We start from the raw sequence: 21,518 nt of genomic DNA, 5'->3' as shown, positions 1-21,518 counted from the left end.
TGTCCACCTATGAAGGTGACCCCGGGTGGCTGCTGGATTGATCAGCGCAGTGCAGGCTTGTTGATTTGCTTACCCGCCTGGGACGCCACTTCCAGGGCTTGCCCATCCCGTTGCTTGCCCTGGCGCGCCAGGCCTTCGAGCTGGGGTATCAGCATGCCTTCCGGCAAATGCCGCCAGAAACGGCCGGGCATGTGCAGGCGCAGGGCATCGGGGTTGAGGCGGGCGGGGTTGAAGGTATGGCGGTAATAAGTGCGCCATAGCTCGGCGCCGGGGTCTTCGGCGTTGCGTGCCCACTGGCGCCAGGCCTCGGGGCACTGGCGCTGGTAATCGAAGGCCTGGCCGTCGAAACGGATACCGTCCTGCGGGGTTGCGATCAACCAGCGCAACCGCCCCAGGCGATCGGCGAAGTGCGGGCTGGCGCTTTGCAGAATATCGTGCGCCGGCTCGTGATAGGCCACCAGATCCAGCTGCAAGTGCTCGACCAGCTCCTCAGGCAGCGGTACGAAGCGCACAAAGGCATGCAGGTGATGCGCCTCACGGCTGACCTGCTTGATCCGCCGCTGCAGTTCGCTGCCCAGGCGGTCACCGGCCAGCATCGCGGTGCGGTCGCCATGGGCCACGCGCCACAGTACCTCGTACAAAAGGTTCCAGCGTTGTTCGCCCCGGTAGCGCGAAGCCTGCTCCAGCTGGCCCAGCAGTGCCGCCGGGACCTTGGCCCGGAACGGACCGGGGCCTGGCGGGAGCGCAGCCGGTACCGCCAGCAAGTCCGCCATCGGCCCTTGCGACCAGGTCACTTGCGAGGGGTCAATGCCGTGCCCCAACAATGACCGCGCCTGCTCGCGCCAGGTGGCGAACAGGTCTGCGCAGTCGAGCGCAATCACCCCCACAACCCCATCTGCACCGGCGCTTGCGGTTCACGCAACCGCGCTCGCAGCAGCCCGCTGCGCAGCTCGGCCTGCTGCGGGCGGTAGTCGCTGGTGACGATGAAAGGCCGGGCCTTTTCCAGCACGCAGCGCAGCTGGATCAGGTCGTCGTAGCGAATGCGCCGTTCCCGCCGCAGCGCAACCAGGCGCTGCACGCTGCGCAGGCCGATACCCGGAATGCGCGCCAGCAGGGCGGGTTCAGCGCGGTTTACGTCCAGCGGGAAAACATCGCGGTTGGCCAGTGCCCATGCCAGCTTGGGGTCGATGTCCAGAGCCAGGTTGCCAACCTGGCCGAGCAATTCGCCCGCCTTGTAGCCGTAGCCACGCAGCAGGAAGTCAGCCTGGTACAGGCGGTGCTCGCGCAGCAGTGGCGGCGCGGCCAGGGGCACACTGCCGGGGCTGTCGGGGATCGGACTGAAGGCTGAGTAGTACACACGCTTCAGGCCATAGCCCTGATACAGCGATTCGGAATTGCGCAGCAAGGTGCTGTCGTCAGTGCTGTCGGCGCCAACGATGACCTGGGTGCTCTGCCCGGCGGGAGTGAAGCGTGGCGCCTTGGGCTCGTTGGCGACCGCCTGCTGGCCCTGATGGATCACGCCCATGGCCTGGCGAATGGTATGTGCGTGCTTTTCCGGCGCCAAGCGCTTGAGGCTGGCATCGGTGGGCAGTTCGATGTTGACGCTGAGGCGGTCGGCCAGGCGACCGGCCTCCTCGATCAGCAGCGGGTCGGCATCGGGGATGGTCTTCAGGTGAATGTAGCCGCGGAAGTTGTGCTCTTCGCGCAACAGCCGAGCCACGCGGATCAGCTGCTCCATGGTGTAGTCCGCCGAGCGTATGATGCCGGAGCTGAGAAACAGCCCGCTGATGCAATTGCGGCGGTAGAAGTCCAGGGTCAGGCGCACTACCTCTTCAGGGCTGAAGCGGGCGCGCGGCACGTTGCTGGAGCGGCGGTTCACGCAGTACTGGCAGTCGTACAGGCAAAAGTTGGTCAGCAGTATCTTCAGCAGGGATACGCAGCGGCCATCGGGTGTGTAGCTGTGACAGATGCCCATACCGTTGGTCGCCCCCAGCCCGTCGCCGCCACGTGAATTGCGCTTGGGCGCGCCACTGCTGGCGCAGGAGGCGTCGTACTTGGCGGCGTCGGCGAGGATGCCGAGTTTGGCGATGAGTTGCATGGCACTGGCTCGCGATACTGAATATTCATACAGTATTTTGAGAAGCGCCCGATTGCAAGCTCAGAGTAGGCAGCCCGTCGTAATTATCGCCGCGCAAACCCGACTAAATCCGTCAGCTAAGCTTGTGGCTGGACATTTACGGATAGCAACGAGGTACGGGAGAGGTTATGAAGATCACCATCAAGCCGGAACTGGCGCTGGCCGGCCTGGCGCTGGCGCTGGGCATGTTCAATGCCCAGGCAGCGGAAACCAGAAAGGTCGATGTGATGCTGGTGGGTGGCGGCATCATGAGTTCAACCCTGGCCGTCTGGCTAAACGAGCTGGAGCCGGGCTGGTCGATGGAAATGGTCGAGCGCCTGGACAAGGTGGCCGAAGAAAGCTCCAACGGCTGGAACAACGCCGGTACCGGGCACTCGGCACTGGCGGAACTCAACTACACCCCGGAAAAAGACGGCAAGGTCGATATCAGCAAGGCGGTGGAGATCAACGAGTCATTCCAGGTCACGCGTCAGTTTCTCGCCTGGCAGGTGAAGCAGGGCGTATTGAAGAACCCGCACTCGTTTATCAATACCACCCCGCACATGAGCTTTGTGTGGGGCGATGACAATATCCGCTTCCTGAAAAAGCGCTACGAGGCGCTGCAGGCCAGCCCGCTGTTCAAGCCCATGCAGTATTCCGAAGACCACGAGCAGATCCGCAAGTGGGTACCGTTGATGATGGAAGGCCGCGACCCCAACCAGAAGCTGGCGGTAACCTGGACGCCGATCGGCACCGACGTCAACTTTGGCGAAATCACTCGGCAATACGTGGGCTACCTGCAGACACGGCCGAACTTCGACCTGAAGCTGTCCAGCGAAGTACAAGACATCACCCGCAACGATGACGGGTCGTGGCATGTGGAATACAAGAACCTCAAGGATGGCAGCAAGGCGGCCACCGACGCCAAGTTCCTGTTCATTGGCGCAGGCGGCGCAGCGTTGCCACTGCTGCAGAAGTCGGGCATCGACGAAGCCAAGGACTATGCCGGCTTTCCGGTCGGGGGTTCGTTCCTGGTCACCGACAATCCGGCCATCGCCCAGCGCCACATGGCCAAGGCCTACGGCATTGCCGCCACCGGCGCACCACCGATGTCGGTGCCTCACCTGGACACGCGGGTGCTCGATGGCAAGCGCATGATCCTGTTCGGGCCGTTCGCCACCTTCTCGACCAAGTTCCTCAAGCAAGGCTCGTTGCTCGACCTGCTGGCCAGCACCAGCGTGCACAACGCCTGGCCGATGGTGCGGGTAGGGGTACGCGAGTTCGACCTGGTGCAGTACCTGATCGGCCAGGTGCTGCAATCCGACGATGACCGCTTCGAGGCGCTGCGCACCTACTTCCCCGAGGCCAAGCAGGGCGACTGGCGGCTGTGGCAGGCGGGCCAGCGGGTGCAGATCATCAAGAAAGACCAGGCGTTGGGGGGCGTTCTCAAGCTGGGTACGGAAGTGGTGGTGTCCAGGGACGGCAGCATCGCCGGCTTGCTCGGCGCGTCACCGGGCGCCTCGACTGCACCACCGATCATGCTCGATGTACTGAACAAAGTGTTCAAGGACAAGCTGGCATCGCCTGAGTGGCAGGCGAAGATCAAGCAGATCATTCCGTCGTACGGCATGCGCCTGAACGACCACCCCGACCTGGTACAGAAGGAGTGGGCGTACACCAACGAGGTGTTGCAGCTTGATCCACCTGTGACCGCCGCCACACCCTGAATTCAGCTTATTGCCCGGAGACCTGTGCTGCTGCGTGCAGGCCCTCGGGCATTGTGGCCCAGGCAAAGCGATACACGTTGTGAGGGGCAGCGGCCTGGCACTGGCCATTGTCGGCATCGGCGCCGACCACATACCACTCGGCCCGCGAGGTTTCGCCCAGCTTGCGCGCCTTGTCGGCGCTGAAGCAGCGGCCCAGCTCCGTGGCCGGGATCAGGGCAAAGGCCGCCGGATTCTGACGCAGCCAGTAAGCGGCAGAATCGGCCCTGGACTGGCCGGTAAAACCGAAGTGCACGATGGGTTGCCGGGCAAACAGCCAGTGCCCTTCGCGCCAGTTCACCAGTACCAGTTCGGCGCCGCCAGTGGCGCGTGCGGCTTCGCTCATCAGCGTGTCGTGCGGGTTACGGCCTTCCTTGACGGGCTCGATGAAACCGCGGGCAAACCACAGCGCAAACCATACCAGAGCCACGGTGGTAAACGCCTTGCGCCAGCCTGGCCGCTGCTGCAACCAGCGCTTGAGCAACCACGGCACCAGCGGCGCCATGGCCAGCACCAGGCCTGGCAGCGCCGGGAAGATGTACAGCTTGCGCTTGCCACTGCCGAGGCTGAAAAACAGCAGCACCAGTGCCACCCAACCCAGCAGCAGCAGGTAGCGGCCGTCGTGTTTTTGCAATTGCCGGCGCCACGCCGGTACCAGCCAGGGCAGGGCCAGGATCAGCGGCAGCCAGTACTTGGGAATGACCTTGACGAAGAAGTACCAGAAGGGTTCGCGATGGTCCCAGGCGTTGGCATAGCGGCTGGCGGTTTGACGCAACAGGATTTCCTTCAGGTAGGCCACCTCTGCCGCACCACCACCCTGGGCAATCGACACCAGCAGCGGCAGCAGCCAGACCGCGCAACCGGCCAGCAGGCACAGCAGCCCCAGGCTCCAGCGCCAACCCTGGCCCCGCATGGCGACCACGCCGCCCCAACGCTGACGCACCGCCCAGGCGTAGGGCAGCAGCATCAGTGCCGGAACAAAGCCCACCCCTTTGCTGATGATGCCCAGGCCCATGGCTGCGCAAGCCAGGTAGAACCAGCCCCAGGCCGGCCCTAGCAGCAGGTGGCGGACCATACCGTAAAAGCCCAGCGCCACCCACAGGCACAGAAAACTGTCGATCTGCCCGGTGCGCAGGATGCTGTAGCTCTGGTAAGTGGCCAGGAACAGCAACGCGGCAATCACGCCGATGCGCCGGTTCCACAGGCGTCGCCCGAGGTCGTGCAACACCCAGGTGATGGTCGCTGCCGACAGCAGCCCAGGCAGGTACAGCGCGACCTTGGGCGAGCCGCTCAGGTAGCTGAACAAGGCCACGGTCCACATGAACAGCGGCGGCTTGTCGCCATAGATTTCCGCTGCCCGGTGGGGGATGAACCAGTTGCCGCTTTGCAGCATTTCCAGGGCCACGCCGAGAAAGCGTTCTTCATCGACATTCATCGGCTGGCGCCAGCCGATACCTGCGCCCACCAGCAGCACCGCGAGGGCGATCAGGGCCCAGCGTTCGGCCCTGAGCGTCTTGAAGTTTGCCAAGGTCTATTCCTTCTGTTCCTGCTGGCGGGCGATCAATTGCAGGTTGCGCAGGTAGACCAGAAAGCCGAAGCTCTGGCCGATGATGAATACCGGGTCTTGCCGGTAGATGGCGTAGGTCAGCAGCAACGCGCTGCCGAGCATGCTCAGGTACCAGAAACCTACGGGTATCATGCTGCGGCGCTTGAATTCGCTGTACAGCCACTGCAACACGAAGCGCCCGGTGAACACCGCCTGGCCGGCGAAGCCGATGATCAGCCACAGGGTCTCGCGGGTCATCCTTCAAGCTCCTGCGGGCGCGTGTCCAGGCGCGTGCGGCGGATCAGCCACCACACCCCGAACAGGTCGAGGATGCCCACCAGGGCGCGGTCGAGGTTGCCATACTTGGAAACGCCGGCATGACGTGGCCGGTGGTTGACCGGGTGCACCAGCATGCGGCCGTTGTGGCGCAGAATCAGCGCCGGGATGAAACGGTGCATGTGGTCGAAGTAGGGCAGACGCAGGAACGCAGCGCGCTCGATCAGTTTCAGCCCGCAGCCGGTATCGGGCGTGGCGTCCTTGAGCAAGCGGCTGCGCAGGCCATTGGCAAACCGCGAGGCCCAGCGCTTGCTGGCGCTGTCGCGGCGGTTCACCCGGTGCCCGGCCACCAGCTTGACGCCGCCGGCCAAGTCCTGGTTCGCGCGCACCAGGGCGAGCATGCCGGGGATGTCGGCCGGGTCGTTCTGGCCGTCGCCGTCCAGGGTCGCCAACCAATGCCCGCGGGCCGCCTGTGCGGCATGCCACAGTGAAGTGCTCTGGCCCAGCGAACGGTCGTGACGGAGGATGCGCAGTTGCCTGTAGCCCTGGCTTTTCAGTTGCTGCAGTACGCTTACGGTGCGGTCGCTGCTGCCGTCATCGACTACCAGTACTTCATAGTTTTCGGCCGCCAGTGCACTGCGAATTTCCATCAGCAGTGACGGCAGGTTGTCGGCCTCGTTCCTGGCGGGGATGAGTACCGAGAGGTCCAGTGGGTCTGTCATGGGGTTTCCTGTCATCGTGTCGGGATTGCTCGGCTCAGACCCGGTAGAAATCCCGGTACCAGCCGACAAAGGCATTCACGCCGTATTCCAGGGACGTGGCTGGGGAGAAGTCGATCCAGCGCGCCAGTGAACCCACATCCGCCCAGGTTTCCAGCACGTCACCCGGTTGCAGGGGCAGGTAGTCGCGCCGCGCCTTGATCCCCAATGCGTCTTCGAGGCATTCGACAAAGTGCAACAGCCGCACGGGCTGGCCGCGGCCGATGTTGAACAGCTGGCAGGGCGGTTGGCCGGCGGCAGGTTGTGGCGGTTTCAGGCGCAAGCGAACGACGCTCTCGACGATGTCGTCGATATAGGTGAAGTCGCGCCCCATCAGGCCGTTGTTGTAAACCTCGATCGGCCGGCCTTCGAGCATGGCGCGGGTGAACTTGAACAACGCCATGTCGGGGCGCCCCCACGGCCCATACACGGTAAAAAACCGCAGGCCGGTGGTTGGCAGCTGGTAGAGGTGCGCATAGCTGTGCGCCATCAGCTCATTGGCGCGTTTGCTGGCGGCGTACAGCGACACCGGCTGTTCGGCCGGGTCGTCGACGCTGAAGGGCAGTTTGGCGTTGGCGCCGTACACCGAGCTGCTGGAGGCATAGATCAGGTGGCGCGGCGGATACTGGCGGCAGGTTTCGAGCACGTTGAGGAAACCCACCAGGTTGGCCTGGCCATAGGCACCGGGATTGTCCAGCGAATAGCGCACCCCGGCCTGGGCCGCCAGGTGGATGACTTCACTGAACGGCTGGCCGGCAAACAGCTGCTGCAGCTCGGCCGGGTTGGCGATGTCGAGGGGCTGGAAGCGGAAATTGGCGAAACCATGCAGCTGCTGCAGGCGTGCCCGTTTCAGCTCGACGCTGTAGTAGGCATTGAGGTCGTCGATGCCCACCACCTCGATGCCTGCCTCGCACAGGCGTCGCGCGAGGTGGAAGCCGATGAAGCCGGCGACGCCGGTAATCAGTACCGGCATGCTGGCTGCACCTGGCCACGGCCGATGCCGTAGTACGTCAGGCCGGCGGCGGCCATGTGTTCGGGTTCGAACAGGTTGCGCCCGTCGAACACCACGCGGTCGGTCAGCTGTTGCGGCACCTTGTCCAGGTTGAGCACGCGGTAGTCCTGCCATTCGGTGACGATCACCAGGGCATCTGCGCCCTTCAGCGCATCGTCCTTGCACGGCACCAGCTGCAGGTCGGCACGCGGGCCGTAATGGCGCTGGATTTCCTCCATGGCTTGCGGGTCATGGGCCTGCACCCGCGCACCTGCTGCCCACAACGCTTCGAGCAGGACCCGGCTGGAGGCTTCGCGGATGTCATTGGTGTTGGGCTTGAACGACAGCCCCCACAGGGCAAAGACCTTGCCCCGCAGGCCGCCTGGGTAATGGCGCTGGATCTTGCTGAACAGTCGGCCCTTTTGCTGTTGGTTGACCGACTCGACCGCGCGCAGCAGTTGCGGCTCGAAGCCTTCGGCCTCGGCGCTGCGGCGCAGGGCTTGCAGGTCCTTGGGGAAGCACGAGCCGCCGAAGCCGCAGCCGGCGTAGATGAAATCATAGCCGATGCGCGGGTCCGAGCCGATGCCCCGGCGTACCATTTCGATGTCGGCGCCCAGGTGCTCGGCCAGGTTGGCGATTTCATTGATGAAGGAGATCTTGGTCGCCAACATGCAGTTGGCCGCGTACTTGGTCAGTTCGGCACTGCGCGCATCCATGATCATGAGTTTTTCGCGGTTGCGGCTGAAGGGCAGGTACAACTCACGCAGCAACTCCACCTCGGCCGCCTCGGCGCCGCCGATGATGATGCGCTCCGGGCGCATGCAGTCGTCCACCGCAGAGCCTTCCTTGAGGAACTCGGGGTTGCTGATGACCTGAAAGCGGCTGGTGTCGGCCACGGCCTGGGCAATGCGCGCCTTGATGCGGTGCACCGTGCCGACCGGTGCGGTGGACTTGTTGACGATGACCTTGGGGCCGGTGGCATGTTCGAGGATGCAGTCGACCACGGCAAACACGTGCTTCAGGTCGGCGCTGCCATCGGCGTGGGGCGGGGTGCCCACCGCGATGAACTGCAGCCTGGCGTAGTTGGCTGCCTGTGCGGCGTCGGTGGTGAAGCGCAAGCGACCGCAGGCCAGGCTGTTCTCCAGCATCGGCGCCAGGCCGGGCTCGAAGATCGGGCACTGGCCTTCATTGAGTGCAGCGACCCGCTCGGCGTCGACATCCATGCACAACACCGAGTGCCCCACCTGCGCCAGGCACACTGCCTGGGTCAGGCCGACATAGCCGGTACCGAAAACCGTGACTTTCATCTGACAGCTCCTTGATAGGAAAGCTGAAAAAAAATGTCACAGTCTTGTTTAGATATTGTTACCTGCGCAGGTCATCGCCCTGTGCCGAATCAGTTTGCGCATGTAGATCGAGGATTGTGCGTGTGTAGTCCAAATCGCGGATGTGCGCCCTGGAGACATCTAAACTTACGAATGGCTCGCTACCTTGCTGAAGCAGCGCGCCATTCCATCCAATCGACCACCGTCACCCCGGAGCGGATGTCCCTCGCTGGCGATGGCCTTCTTGCAGAGGAGGGCAGGTCATGGACGAGGCACGGCTTCACGACTTCATGGGCAAGCTGGTGGGCGACATGGGCGCGGCGGCGACCCTGGCCAATGTCATTCTGGGCGACGAACTGGGGCTTTATCGGGCCATGGCCGACAGCCAGCCGACCAGCCCCGAGGCGCTGGCGGCAAAGACCGGCTGCCACCCGCGGCTGGTGCGCGAATGGCTGAACGCCCAAGCGGCGGCCGGCTACATGGTGCATGACAAGGGCCGGTTCGTGCTGCCCGAAGAGCAGGCCATGGCGCTGGCGCTGGAGGATTCCCCGGCTTACATGGCCGGCGGCGCAGCGGTGGTGGCGGCATTGTTCCACGACAAGGACAAGCTGGTGGCGGCCATGCGCGGCGATGGCGGGTTGGCCTGGGGCGACCATCACCCCTGCATGTTCAGCGGTACCGAACGGTTCTTCCGGCCGGGCTACCGCACGTTCCTGGTCAGCGAATGGCTGCCCGCGCTGGAGGGCGTAGTGGCCAGGCTGCAGGCCGGCGCCAAGGTGGCAGATGTGGGGTGCGGGCACGGTGCCTCGACCCTGGTGATGGCCCAGGCGTTTCCGGCTTCGACCTTTGTCGGTTATGACTACCATGGGCCTTCGATCACCACTGCCAACCAGCGGGCGCGAGAGGCGGGATTGACGGGCCGGGTCAGCTTCCAGCAAGCCAGCGCAAAGGACTACCCGGGGCATGATCACGACCTGGTGTGTTTCTTCGATTGCCTGCACGACATGGGCGACCCGGTGGGGGCGGCCAGGCATGCTTACCGGGCGCTCAAGGCGGACGGCACGGTGATGCTGGTGGAACCTTATGCCGAGGATTCACTGGACGGCAACCTGACGCCGGTCGGGCGGTTGTTCTATGCGGCGTCAACGTTTATCTGCACGCCGAACTCGCTGTCGCAGGAGGTGGGGCTTGGGCTGGGTGCGCAGGCCGGGGAGGCAAGATTGCGGGCAGTGTTCGAGGAGGCGGGCTTCAGGCGGTTTCGGCGGGCGACGCAGACGCCCTTCAACCTCATCCTGGAAGCGCGAAAGTAGCGGTCAGGCCAGCAACAACAGAAAGGGCGCCGCGATGGCGCCCTGTCTGTCTTGTTACTTAGGCTTCAGCGTCCCAGGGACGATCACCTTTTTCATCTTTGATGCGGGTCGGCAAGCCCATCACGTCCAGCGCCTTGAGGAACGGCTCGGCTGGCAGCTCCTCGACGTTGACCATGCGCTTGGCATCCCACTCACCACGCGCGACCAGCAGGGCTGCAGCCACTGGCGGTACGCCTGCGGTGTAGGAAATGCCCTGGCTGTCGGTCTCGGCGTAGGCTTCTTCGTGGTCGGCCACGTTGTAGATGAACACTTCGCGCGGCTGGCCATCCTTGGTGCCCTTGACCAGGTCACCGATGCAGGTCTTGCCGGTGTAGCCAGGGGCCAGGGAGGCCGGGTCTGGCAGCACGGCCTTGACCACTTTCAGCGGTACCACTTCCAGGCCTTCGGCGGTTTTCACCGGTTGCTCGCTGAGCAGGCCCAGGTTTTTCAGCACGGTGAACACATTAATGTAGTGCTCGCCGAAGCTCATCCAGAAACGCACGTTCGGCACGTTGAGGTTCTTCGAAATCGAGTGAACTTCATCGTGCCCGGTCAGGTACAGGTTCTGCGACCCTACCACGGGCAGGTCGTCGGTACGCTTGACCTCGAACATGCTGTTGCTGGTCCACTGGCTGTTCTGCCAGCTGTACACTTGCCCGGTGAACTCGCGGAAGTTGATTTCCGGGTCGAAGTTGGTAGCAAAGTACTTGCCATGCGAACCGGCATTGACGTCGAGAATGTCGATCGAATCAATGCTGTCGAAATACTGCTGCTGCGCCAGTTTGGCGTAGCTGTTCACCACACCCGGGTCGAATCCGACGCCGAGAATGGCGGTAATGTTCTTGGCCTGGCACTCTTCGAGGTGTTTCCACTCGTAGTTGCCGTACCACGGCGGGGTTTCGCAGATCTTGCCCGGCTCTTCGTGGATGGCGGTGTCCAGGTAGGCGACACCGGTATCGATGCAGGCACGCAGCACCGACATGTTGAGGAACGCGGAACCCACGTTGATCACGATCTGCGATTCGGTCTCGCGGATCAGTGCCTTGGTGGCCTCGACATCGAGGGCGTTGAGCGAGAAGGCCTGGATGTCGGCGGGTACCTTGAGGCTACCCTTGGCCTTGACGCTGTCGATGATGGCCTGGCATTTGGAGATGTTCCGTGACGCAATAGCGATACGACCCAGTTCGTCGTTATGCTGCGCGCACTTGTGGGCCACCACCTTGGCGACACCTCCTGCACCAATGATAAGAACGTTCTTCTTCAATTTATCCCTTGCTCCTTACTGAAAGCCGGTCTTACGACAGGCTGGAAACGTAGTCTTCAAAACCGAACTCGCGGACCACTTCGACGCTGCCGTCGAGTTGTTTGACCACAATGGAAGGCATCTTCAGACCGTTGAACCAGTTTTTCTTGACCATGGTGTAACCCGCGGTGTCGATGAACGACAGGCGGTCGCCGATGGCCAGCGGACGATCGAATTTGTACTCGCCGAAGATGTCACCGGCCAGGCACGATTTGCCGCAGACCATGTAGGTGTGCTCGCCGTCATTGGGGGCCATCTTGGCGTTGAGGCGGTAGATCAGCAGGTCGAGCAGGTGCGCTTCGATCGAGCTGTCGACCACGGCCAGGTGCTTGCCGTTGTACAGGGTGTCGAGCACGGTCACTTCCAGCGAGGCGCTGTTGGTGATGGCGGCTTCGCCGGGCTCCAGGTACACCTGCACGCCGTAGGTTTGCGAGAAAGCCTTGAGGCGCGCGCAGAACGCGTCGACCGCATAGTCTTCACCGGTGAAGTGGATGCCACCACCCAGGCTGACCCACTCGACCTTGTGCAGCAGGTGGCCGAAGCGCTCTTCGATGTGCGTGAGCATTTTGTCGAACAGGCTGAAGTCACCGTTCTCGCAGTTGTTGTGGAACATGAAGCCGGAGACCTGTTCGATCACCTGTTCGATCTTCTCCGGGTCCCACTCACCGAGGCGGCTGAACGGGCGGGCCGGGTCGGCCAGCAGGTAGTCGGAGCTGCTCACCTGCGGGTTGACACGCAAGCCGCGGACCTTGCCTTCGGACTGTTCGGCAAAGCGTTGCAGCTGGCCGATCGAGTTGAAGATGATCTTGTCGCAGTTCTCGAGCATTTCCTCGACCTCGTCGTCAGCCCACGCCACGCTGTAGGCGTGGGTTTCACCGGCGAACTTCTGGCGGCCGAGCTTGAGCTCGAAGAGGGAGGACGAGGTGGTGCCGTCCATGTACTGCTGCATCAGGTCGAATACCGACCAGGTCGCGAAGCACTTGAGTGCCAGCAGCGCCTTGGCGCCGGAGTGTTCACGCACGTAGGCGATCTTCTCCATGTTGCTGAGAAGCTTGGTTTTATCGATGAGGTAATACGGCGTCTTGATCATTTAAAGGCCCCCGGCCAGGCCGGCCAAAAAAAGGACACGCATTGTGCCTTCACTTGCCGCAGACCGAAAGGGTGCGATACGCATTTCGTCAGGGTTGACGACATTGCGAAGGGATTTTTCGGTTGCGGCGGGCTCAGTAGATCAGTGGCATGTGACTATCGTAATATCGGAGAAGGACTGAATTGATGTGACGGATGGCACCGGCGCAGGCAACCTCAATCCGCCTGCTGCAACCACGCCTGAATCTGTTCCAGAGTCGCCGTAGCCCCGCCGCAGACCACCACCAGTACATTCTGGAAACTCCCCAGCCTGCTCGGGTCATAGGCCAAGGCCAACGCTGCCCCACAGGCCGGCTCGACCAGTACGCGGTGGTCCAGCAGGAACCGCTCGCAGGCCTCCAGCGCCGCGCGGTCGCTGACCAGGTGGCTGCGCACCGGATGCTGCTGCGTGCATGCCAGCGCCTGGTCAGCAACACGTTTGGCGCCCAACGACGTTGCCACCGAGGCGAGGCGCTCCAGCTCCACGGAATGCCCTGCCTGCATGGCCGCATGCAGCGACGCCGCCCCCGTGGTTTCGACCGCCAGTACCGGAACATCGTCCCAGCCATTGCGCCGCAGCCCTTCGACCACGCCGCTGAGCAAGCCGCCGCCGCCCACCGACAGCACCACGGCGTCCGGCTTCAGGCCGGCCTGGGCCACTTCATCCACCAGGCTGGCATGCCCGGCCCACAGCAGCGGGTCGTCGAACGGGTGGATGAAGGCGTCATTCGGGCCGACCAGGGTCTGGGCCAATGTGTTGGCCTCCTGCCAGGAGCTGCCATGTACCACCACCTTGGCGTCCTCCAGGCACAACAGCTGCCGTGCCCGCTCGGTAGTGGTCTCTGGCACCACCACGGTCACCGGCACGCCCAGCTTGCGCCCGGCATAGGCTACCGCCAGGCCGGCATTGCCCCCGGAAGATGACACGAAATGCTGTGCGCCACGCGCCTTGTGCACCTCGCAGGCGTGGCCCACGCCGCGCAGCTTGAACGAGCCGCAGGGCTGCAGGGCATCGAGCTTGAGCCAGATGTTGCGACCAGCGGCCAGCGACAGCGGTCGGGATTCGATCAGGGGTGTGTGGATATGCAAGGTCATTGGCTGGCTCCGCGCAGTTGCTCTAGGTAGTTGTAAATGGTGTATCGGGTCACGCCGAGGGCGCTGGCGGCTTTTTCCACGCCGCCCTTGACGATGAACAGGCCACGCTCTTGCATCACCCGTACGGCCTCGACCTTGGCCTGCTTGTTCATGCGCCCCTGGCCACTTTGCAGGGAGGCCTGGATGATCTCGCTCATCAGCAGTTCCATGTCGGCGGGTTCGCTGGCAGCGGGCTCGGCGCCCAGTGGCTGGAACTGTTGTAGAAAATTCATGGCGGCGGCCAGGTCGGTGACGTCGGTGTTGACGCACAGGCTGGCGAAGGGGTGGCCGGTGCTGTCGCGGAATATCGCCGTGGCACTGCGCAGGGTGCGGCCTTTGAGGGTGGTGGGGTAATCTGGCAGTACCACGGGCTCGCAGCCGCGCTGGTCCGCCGAGGCCTGCATCAGCGCCTTGAAGCCCTGGTCCTGCTCCGGGGCGGCAAGGATCGGGCTGCCGACGCTGCGGCCGGAAAGCTGGCCATTGACGATCGCCACCACGGAATGCTCCGGGTGGTCCAGGTCATGCAGGAGGATTTCCATGTTGCGTGCGGCAACGCTGCCCAAGGCCTGGATGGCGGCCTTGAGCACGGTGAGGGTGAGCTGGCGTTCTTCGTTGGGGGAAATGGGCATGACAAATCACAAAGTCAACGTTTTGTGTATTTTTACACATTAAGTTGAATTTTGCGATCTGTGTTGTTTTTGCCGACCTCATCGCCGGCAAGCCAGCTCCCACAGGGACCGCATGGCCTTAGGGCAATGCGATCGGTGTGGGAGCTGGCTTGCCGGCGATGGGCTGCGCAGCAGCCCCGATACTCAGCCCAGTGCCGGCGTGCGCGGCGGGACCATGCGGCGCGAGCCGGTCGCCTCAAAGGCGGCACCGAAGGTCAGTAGCGCATTGTCACTGTAGGCCCGCCCGGCAAAGGTCAGCCCGACCGGCATGCCGATATCGGCCATCACACCCATCGGTACCGTAACCGTCGGTACGCCCAGGTGGCGGATCGCTAGGTTGCCGTTGGCCACCCAGATACCGTTGCTCCAGGCGATATCCGCCGATGCCGGGTTGACGTCGGCATCCGCCGGGCCCACGTCGGCCACGGTGGGGAACAGCACCGCGTCCAGGCCAAGCCTGTCCATCCAGTCTTCCAGGTCCAGTTTGCGGGTGCGCTCCAGGCCGCGCAGGCCATCGGGCAGAGTCTCGATCTGGTCCCAGGTCTTCAGGCCGCGCTTGGCCATGTTGACGTATTCGTCCATGCCGGCGGCCAGGTCGTCTTCACGGTTAGGCAAGGTGCCGGGGTCGTGGGGGAAGATCAGCAGCCCGTCGACATCGGCCAGGCGGTTGAGCTTGGGGTCGTCGTTGGCACGAAGGAAATCGTCAAAGCCCCAGCCCGACAGCTCCCACAATTCGTCATGCAGGAATGCCTTGCTGACGATGCCGCGGTTGTACACGGTTGGCGCGCCCGGGCGGTCGCCTTCGCAGTTGGATACCAGCGGGAAGTCCACTTCCAGTACTTCGGCGCCGGCCGCTTCCAGGGCCTTGCGGGCCTGCTGCCACAGGTCGATCACCGTGGCACGGGTATTGATGCGCTGGCCGGTCGGGCCGCCGATGCCTGGTTTTTCCGAGGTGCCGGCTTCGGCATCGGCATTGATGTACATGCGCGGTACGCCAAAGCGCTTGCCCTTGAGCGCGCTGGCATCCCCTGCCAGTTCAAGATACGAAGCCGGGCGCACGGTGGAGGCCGCCGGAATCGGCACCCAAGGTTGCAGGCGCCACAGGTCGCCGCGCTTGTCGGCGTCATCGGCGACCACCACGTCGAGAATTTCCAGCAGATCGGCCATGGTGCGGGCATAAGGCACCACCACGTCCATGGTCGGGGTCAGCGGCCAGTTGCCACGTACCGAAATCACCCCGCGTGACGGTGTGTAGGCACACAGGCCGTTGTTGGACGCCGGGCCGCGGCCGCTGGACCAGGTTTCTTCGGCCAGGCCGAACGCACTGAAGCTGGCGGCGGTGGCGGTGCCGGCCCCGTTGGACGAGCCCGAGGCGAATGGCGCGGTCAGGTAGTTGGCGTTGTACGGGCTTTCGGCACGGCCATAAACACCGCGCTGCATGCCACCGTTGGCCATGGGCGGCATGTTGGTCTTGCCCAGGCACACAGCGCCGGCGGCGCGCAGGCGCTCGATGGTGAAGGCGTCGCGCTGGGCGACCAGGTCCTTGAAGGCCGGGCTGCCGGATGCAGCGGTCAGGCCCTTGACCAGGTAGCTGTCCTTGGCGGTGTAGGGGATGCCGTCCAGCGGGCTCAGCACCTGGCCGCTGGCACGGCGAGCGTCGGATGCCTCGGCTTCTTTCAGCGCCTCCGGGTTGCGCACCACTACGGCGTTCAGGGCGGTGGCGGTATCGGCGCCGTTGTAGGCATCGATACGTGCCAGGTAGGCCTTGACCAGCTCGACCGCTGTCGTGCGGCCCGACTCGAGCGCGTCGCGCAGCTCGGCAATGGAAACCTCGGTTACCTCGATCATGCGTTCACCAAAAAATGTGCAGGTGGGGGCTAATGCGAGGAGTGTACAAGAAGGGCTTGGCGGAAGCAGGTTTGCGCAGGGGCAAATGGTTTTGTGCAGGCAGGCATTGTCCAGCGTTGCGTGGGCCTTTTGCAGGAGCGCCTCGGCAAGGTCGCTCCTCCACGGGGCGGGGGTCAGCGTGCCAGGTCAGCAGCCGCATGCCGCTCCGGCACCTGCGTGTCTTCATCGCCCCAGGTCCGATTCACCCGGGTGCCTCGCTGCACCGCCGGGCGCTGGGCGATTTCCTCGGCCCAGCGCAGCACATGCGGATACTCCTGCACCGCCAGGAATTCGGCCGCGTCATACACGGTGCCGCGCACCAGCTGGCCGTACCAGGACCACACGGCGATATCGGCAATGCTGTATTCCTCGCCACCCAGGTAGCGGCTTTCCGCCAGGCGGCGGTCGAGCACATCCAGCTGGCGCTTGGCTTCCATGGTGAAGCGGTTGATTGCGTACTCGATTTTTTCCGGCGCGTACACATAGAAGTGGCCAAAACCACCGCCCAGGTAAGGCGCCGCGCCCATTTGCCAGAACAGCCAGTTCAGCGTTTCAGTGCGCGCGGCGGGAGTCTTTGGCAGCAATTCGCCGAACTTTTCCGCCAGGTACAGCAGAATCGAGCCCGACTCGAACACCCGTACCGGCGGCTCGACGCTGCGGTCGAGCAGGGCGGGTATCTTCGAGTTGGGGTTGACCTGCACAAAGCCGCTGGAAAACTGGTCGCCCTCGCCGATGCGGATCAGCCAGGCATCGTATTCGGCTCCGGCATGGCCCAATGCAAGCAGCTCTTCCAGGGCAATGGTGACCTTTACGCCATTGGGCGTGGCCAGGGAATAGAGCTGCAGCGGGTGTTCACCCTGCGGCAGGTCCTTGTCATGGGTCGGGCCGGCAACCGGGCGGTTGATGCTGGCGAACTGGCCGCCGGACGCTGCACTGTTGCGCCAGACCTTGGGCGGCACGTAAGGGGGCTTGCTCATGCATGAATCTCCTTCAATGGCGCGAAACGGTCACGTAAGTACGTGGACCTGTATCTATGCCACGGGTTCGGCGAAATGCGCAAATGCACAGGGCGCAAGCGCGCGATGCATGGCGATGGTTTCATCCAGTTTTCATCTGCTGCAGCGCCACCCGGCTCTATGCTGGGGTATCGCTGAGCCCAGCGAGGAGCCCCCTGCCGATGAGTATCCGACGTTGCCTGTTGACGCTGGCCCTGCTCGGCGGCCTGCTGGCACAAGCTGAGGCCGCGCCCTGGGTTGCCGGATTGCACCACATGATCCTCGCCGACCCGGTCGATGCCCGGCCCATGCAAGCGCTGGCGTTCTACCCAGCCGTTGGCACTATCCGCAGCACCCGTGTCGACGGTTACCCGGTCGAGGTGGCCGAAGAGGCGCCCGTAGCCATGGGGCGCTTTCCGCTGCTGGTACTGTCCCACGGCAACACCGGCAGCCCGTTGGCCCTGCATTACCTGGCCACCTCGCTGGCGCGCCAGGGGTTTGTCGTGGTGGCGGTGGTTCACCCCGGTGACAACGCCCGGGATCACAGCCGCCTGGGCACTCTGAGCAACCTCTATGGCCGACCGCTGCAGGTCAGTGCCGCAATCACGGCGGCCCGCAACGATGAATTGGTCGGGCCTTTCCTGAACGAGGGCAAGGTCGGTGTGATTGGCTACTCGGCCGGCGGTGAAACCGCATTGATCCTGTCTGGAGCACGCCCCGACCTGGACCGTCTGCGCCAGTACTGCCTGGAGCGCCCGAACGATGCCGATGCCTGCAAGACCCACGGTGTGCTGATTGCCGACCGCAGCGAGCTGGCGCCCCAGGCAGACCCGCGCGTGGGGGCGGTGGTGTTGATGGCGCCGCTGAGCCTGCTGTTCGGCCGCCATGCCCTGGCCGGGGTGCAGGTGCCGGCGCTGATCTACAGCGGCGACAGCGATCAGCTGGTGGCCGTGGACCGCAACGCCGAGGCTTTGGTCCGCAAGCTCCCGGTCACGCCAGACTACCGCCTGTTGGCCGGCGCCGGGCATTTCGTGTTCATGGCCCGTTGCGATGCCGAGCAGCATGCGCGGATGCCGGCGCTGTGCAAGGATGCCGAAGGCGTGGACCGCCGGCATATTCATCACTCATTGCAGCAGGAAACGGCAGCGTTCTTCAGCCAGGTGCTAGGTGCGCCACAAGCCGACGAGCGCTCAGCTGCGTCCAGCGCGCCGCGCCAGTAACAACGTCAGGCCCACCCCCGCCAGGGCGAGCAGGGCCGCCACGCAGAAAATCGAGGCATAGCCAAGGTGCACGGCGACAGCGCCCATCAGCGGGCCAGCAATTGCCAGCGCCATGTCGAAGAACACCGCATACGCCCCCAGCCCTGCGCCACGGCTGCTGCTGGGCACCTGCCTGATCGCTTCGACGCCCAGCGCCGGGTACACCAACGACAGCCCGAAGCCGGTCAGCCCTGCGCCAACCAACGCCCAGGGCGGTGAAGGTGCCAGCCACAGCAGGCCCAGGCCGAGCACTTCGGTGGCCATGCAGGCTACTGCCACGTTATAGCCACCGAAACGGTTGACCGCGTTGACGAACAACAGCCGCGAAATGATGAAACACACGCCAAAGGCACTCAGGCACCAGGCAGCGCCTGCCCAGCCGCGCTCCAGGTAATACAGGGTGACGAAGGTGGTAAGGGTGCCGTAGCCGATCGAGGCCAGGGTCAGGCCAAGGCCGCACGGTGCAACCCGGCTGAACGCCGACCAGAAGGGCAGGCGTTCGCCGCGCACCACCACCACGTCGGGCCGTTTGCGCAACACCAGCAAGGCAACGGTCGCCAGTACCAGCAAAGCCGGCCCCAGGACGCTGAAATCCAGCCCCTCCACGGCCACCACACCCAGTGGCGCACCGATGGCGATGGCGCCATAGGAAGCGATCCCGTTCCATGAAATTACCCGCGCGGTGTGCTCGGGACCTACCTGGCTGATACCCCAGCTCAGGGTGGCGACACCGATCAGCCCCTGGGCGATGCCTAGCAGCAAACGCCCACCCAGCAGCAGTCCCAGGCTCAGCAACGGCACGCTCAGGGTCCAGGCTGACAGCAGCGTCAGCACTCCGCAGCCGGCGATCCCCAGCAGGCCGAAACGGATCGCCCGTTTTCCGCCCAGGGTATCGGCCACCTTGCCGGCAAACGGGCGGCTAAGCAGAGTTGCCAGGTATTGCAGGCCGATGGTCACCCCGGCGATTACCGCGCCAAAGCCCAACTGGTCGTGCACATAGCTGGGCAGCACTGCAATCGGCAGGCCGATGCAGAGGAAGGCAATGAAGGTATAGAAAACGATCGACAGGATCTGCAGGGTGATGGGCTGCGTGTTGCTGGCGGAGGCGGGTTGTTGCGCGGTCATGGGCTCTTTCGCGGGCGGGCGGTTGGGCGTTCCCATCATGGCCGCTGCGCAAAGGAAATGAAAGCAGGCTAACGAATTATTCGTCGGATAGTGCGATACCCTGATGCTAGTCAGTTAAAGCTGATGCGGCTGCTGCGCAGCCCATCGCCGGCAAGCCAGCTCCCACCCCGACCGCATCGAATTCGAACCATGCGCCGTACTTGTGAGAGCCTGGCTTGTCGTGGCGACGAACCGCGGCGATGGGCCGCAAAGCGGCCCCAATGCTTAACTGACTGGCATTCGGCTTTGCCCGTCAATCAGACCAGCACACCCTGGCTACGCAGGTAGTCGTCGTAGGTACCGCTGAAGTCCACCACGCCATCGGCCGACAGCTCGATGATGCGCGTGGCCAGCGACGACACGAACTCACGGTCGTGGCTGACGAACAGCAGGGTGCCCGGGTAGTTTTCCAGGGCCAGGTTCAGCGCCTCGATCGATTCCATGTCCAGGTGGTTGGTCGGCTCATCCATCACCAGCACGTTCGGCTTCTGCAGGATCAGCTTGCCGAACAGCATACGGCCTTGCTCACCACCGGAAATCACCTTCACCGACTTGAGGATCTCGTCGTTGGAGAACAGCATGCGCCCCAAGGTGCCGCGGATCACCTGCTCGCCGGAGGTCCACTGGCCCATCCAGTCGAACAGGGTCATGTCGTCTTCGAAGTCGTGAGCGTGATCTTGGGCGTAGTAGCCCAATTCGGCGCTGTCGGTCCACTTCACCGAGCCTGCATCCGGGGTCATTTCGCCGACCAGGGTGCGCAGCAGGGTGGTCTTGCCGATGCCGTTGGGGCCGATGATCGCGACGCGCTCGCCCGCTTCGACGGTAATGTCGAAGTTCTTGAACAGCACTTTTTCATCGAAGGCCTTGGCCATCTTCTCGACGACTACTGCCTGGCGGTGCAGCTTCTTGTTCTGCTCGAAGCGAATGAACGGGCTGACGCGGCTGGATGGCTTCACTTCGGCCAGCTGGATCTTGTCGATCTGCTTGGCACGCGAAGTCGCCTGCTTGGCCTTCGAGGCGTTGGCCGAGAAGCGGCTGACGAAGGTCTGCAGCTCGGCGATCTGGGCTTTCTTCTTGGCGTTGTCCGACAGCAGCTGCTCGCGCGACTGGGTCGCTGCGGTCATGTACTCGTCGTAGTTGCCCGGGAACAGGCGCAGCTCGCCGTAGTCCAGGTCGGCCATGTGGGTGCAGACGCTGTTGAGGAAGTGGCGGTCGTGGGAAATGATGATCATGGTGCTGTTACGCGCCGTGAGGATCGTTTCCAGCCAGCGGATGGTGTTGATGTCCAGGTGGTTGGTCGGTTCGTCGAGCAACAGCACGTCCGGGTCCGAGAACAGCGCCTGGGCCAACAGCACACGCAGCTTCCAGCCGGGCGCCACTTCGCTCATCGGGCCGAAGTGCTGCTCCAGCGGAATACCCAGGCCCAGCAGCAGTTCGCCAGCGCGGGATTCGGCGGTGTAGCCGTCCATTTCGGCGAATTCGGTTTCCAGCTCGGCGACGGCCATGCCGTCTTCTTCGGTCATTTCCGGCAGCGAGTAGATACGGTCACGCTCGGCCTTGACCTTCCACAGCTGGCCATGGCCCATGATCACCGTGTCGATGACGGTGAATTGCTCGTAGGCGAACTGGTCCTGGCGCAGCTTGCCCAGGCGGGTGTTCGGCTCGAGCATGACCTGGCCACCAGACGGCTCCAGGTCACCGCCGAGGATCTTCATGAAGGTCGACTTGCCGCAACCGTTGGCGCCGATCAGGCCGTAGCGGTTGCCGTTGTTGAATTTGACGGAAACGTTTTCAAACAGCGGCTTGGAGCCGAACTGCATGGTGATGTTAGCGGTGGAGATCAAGGAGCTTACCTA

General features: G+C 63.7%; 18 protein-coding genes. 3 read left to right on the top strand and 15 right to left on the bottom strand.

The features are described 5' to 3' along the window. Positions 1 to 41: 41 nt before the first annotated feature. On the bottom strand, positions 42 to 887 hold the full coding sequence (locus AC5O5R_RS14830; RefSeq protein WP_494514483.1) for a TIGR03915 family putative DNA repair protein: 846 nt from the start codon (positions 885 to 887) through the stop codon (positions 42 to 44). Further along, positions 878 to 2,098 carry a putative DNA modification/repair radical SAM protein gene (locus AC5O5R_RS14825; RefSeq protein WP_172288022.1) on the bottom strand — a complete coding sequence of 407 codons (1,221 nt, stop codon included), beginning with the start codon at positions 2,096 to 2,098 and terminating at the stop codon, positions 878 to 880. The genes AC5O5R_RS14830 and AC5O5R_RS14825 overlap by 10 nt, the downstream gene beginning before the upstream one ends. 167 nt (positions 2,099 to 2,265) lie before the next feature. Here AC5O5R_RS14825 and mqo point away from each other — a divergent pair, with 167 nt between their 5' ends. Beyond that, positions 2,266 to 3,843, top strand: coding sequence for a malate dehydrogenase (quinone) (mqo, locus tag AC5O5R_RS14820; protein WP_172230586.1), 1,578 nt, complete (start codon positions 2,266 to 2,268; stop codon positions 3,841 to 3,843). 7 nt (positions 3,844 to 3,850) lie between these two features. Here the strand turns inward: mqo and AC5O5R_RS14815 are convergent, their stop codons facing one another. Genes AC5O5R_RS14815 through AC5O5R_RS14795 form a run of 5 tightly spaced genes read right to left on the bottom strand, consistent with a single transcriptional unit; the run spans position 3,851 to position 8,757 of the window. Then, positions 3,851 to 5,407: an ArnT family glycosyltransferase gene (locus tag AC5O5R_RS14815; RefSeq protein WP_494514482.1), complete on the bottom strand. Its 1,557-nt coding sequence runs from the start codon at positions 5,405 to 5,407 to the stop codon at positions 3,851 to 3,853. Between the two features lie 3 nt (positions 5,408 to 5,410). Next, positions 5,411 to 5,683 (bottom strand): lipid-A-disaccharide synthase N-terminal domain-containing protein, encoded by a 273-nt coding sequence (locus AC5O5R_RS14810; RefSeq protein WP_172230592.1) that lies wholly within the window; start codon positions 5,681 to 5,683, stop codon positions 5,411 to 5,413. Beyond that, positions 5,680 to 6,423 carry a glycosyltransferase family 2 protein gene (locus AC5O5R_RS14805; RefSeq protein ID WP_494514481.1) on the bottom strand — a complete coding sequence of 248 codons (744 nt, stop codon included), beginning with the start codon at positions 6,421 to 6,423 and terminating at the stop codon, positions 5,680 to 5,682. Before AC5O5R_RS14805 ends, AC5O5R_RS14810 begins: the two co-directional genes overlap by 4 nt. A 34-nt stretch (positions 6,424 to 6,457) precedes the next feature. Beyond that, a complete protein-coding gene (locus AC5O5R_RS14800; RefSeq protein WP_494514480.1) occupies positions 6,458 to 7,432 on the bottom strand; it encodes an NAD-dependent epimerase/dehydratase family protein in 975 nt (324 codons plus the stop codon). After that, complete coding sequence (locus AC5O5R_RS14795; RefSeq protein WP_172287041.1) at positions 7,420 to 8,757, bottom strand: UDP-glucose dehydrogenase family protein; 1,338 nt, start codon at positions 8,755 to 8,757, stop codon at positions 7,420 to 7,422. The genes AC5O5R_RS14800 and AC5O5R_RS14795 overlap by 13 nt, the downstream gene beginning before the upstream one ends. Before the next feature lie 281 nt (positions 8,758 to 9,038). Here AC5O5R_RS14795 and AC5O5R_RS14790 point away from each other — a divergent pair, with 281 nt between their 5' ends. Further along, the gene (locus tag AC5O5R_RS14790; protein ID WP_172229879.1) at positions 9,039 to 10,085 is read left to right on the top strand and encodes a class I SAM-dependent methyltransferase; all 1,047 of its coding nucleotides are present in this window, start codon (positions 9,039 to 9,041) and stop codon (positions 10,083 to 10,085) included. A 58-nt stretch (positions 10,086 to 10,143) separates the two neighbouring features. On the opposite strand, the gene AC5O5R_RS14785 is transcribed toward AC5O5R_RS14790, so the two are convergent. The 6 genes from AC5O5R_RS14785 to yghU form a co-directional block, all read right to left on the bottom strand. Next, entirely contained in the window at positions 10,144 to 11,388 is a 1,245-nt protein-coding gene (locus AC5O5R_RS14785) for a saccharopine dehydrogenase family protein (protein ID WP_494514479.1), read from the bottom strand. A gap of 31 nt (positions 11,389 to 11,419) precedes the next feature. Continuing rightward, complete coding sequence (locus AC5O5R_RS14780; protein WP_494514478.1) at positions 11,420 to 12,517, bottom strand: carboxynorspermidine decarboxylase; 1,098 nt, start codon at positions 12,515 to 12,517, stop codon at positions 11,420 to 11,422. Between the two features lie 215 nt (positions 12,518 to 12,732). Further along, a complete protein-coding gene (locus AC5O5R_RS14775) occupies positions 12,733 to 13,650 on the bottom strand; it encodes a pyridoxal-phosphate dependent enzyme (protein WP_494514477.1) in 918 nt (305 codons plus the stop codon). After that, a complete protein-coding gene (locus AC5O5R_RS14770; protein ID WP_172229891.1) occupies positions 13,647 to 14,318 on the bottom strand; it encodes a helix-turn-helix transcriptional regulator in 672 nt (223 codons plus the stop codon). The genes AC5O5R_RS14775 and AC5O5R_RS14770 overlap by 4 nt, the downstream gene beginning before the upstream one ends. Before the next feature lie 183 nt (positions 14,319 to 14,501). Next, positions 14,502 to 16,205 (bottom strand): amidase, encoded by a 1,704-nt coding sequence (locus AC5O5R_RS14765; protein WP_494514476.1) that lies wholly within the window; start codon positions 16,203 to 16,205, stop codon positions 14,502 to 14,504. Positions 16,206 to 16,378: 173 nt separating this feature from the next. Then, positions 16,379 to 17,221 carry a glutathione-dependent disulfide-bond oxidoreductase gene (gene yghU / locus AC5O5R_RS14760; protein ID WP_172233130.1) on the bottom strand — a complete coding sequence of 281 codons (843 nt, stop codon included), beginning with the start codon at positions 17,219 to 17,221 and terminating at the stop codon, positions 16,379 to 16,381. 200 nt (positions 17,222 to 17,421) lie between these two features. Between yghU and AC5O5R_RS14755 the strand changes: the two genes are divergently transcribed. Beyond that, on the top strand, positions 17,422 to 18,459 hold the full coding sequence (locus AC5O5R_RS14755; protein WP_172287045.1) for an alpha/beta hydrolase family protein: 1,038 nt from the start codon (positions 17,422 to 17,424) through the stop codon (positions 18,457 to 18,459). Here the strand turns inward: AC5O5R_RS14755 and AC5O5R_RS14750 are convergent. Together AC5O5R_RS14750 and AC5O5R_RS14745 are read right to left on the bottom strand one after the other, a co-directional pair. Continuing rightward, positions 18,430 to 19,728 carry an MFS transporter gene (locus tag AC5O5R_RS14750; RefSeq protein ID WP_372242432.1) on the bottom strand — a complete coding sequence of 433 codons (1,299 nt, stop codon included), beginning with the start codon at positions 19,726 to 19,728 and terminating at the stop codon, positions 18,430 to 18,432. The two genes, AC5O5R_RS14755 and AC5O5R_RS14750, sit on opposite strands and share 30 nt — an antisense overlap. A 191-nt stretch (positions 19,729 to 19,919) precedes the next feature. Next, positions 19,920 to 21,506: an ABC-F family ATPase gene (locus AC5O5R_RS14745; protein WP_172225912.1), complete on the bottom strand. Its 1,587-nt coding sequence runs from the start codon at positions 21,504 to 21,506 to the stop codon at positions 19,920 to 19,922. Between the last annotated feature and the right edge of the window lie 12 nt (positions 21,507 to 21,518).

The sequence above is a fragment of the Pseudomonas sp. 8_5_2 genome (assembly GCF_059295255.1).
This window is presented reverse-complemented; position numbering and strand designations above follow the sequence as displayed.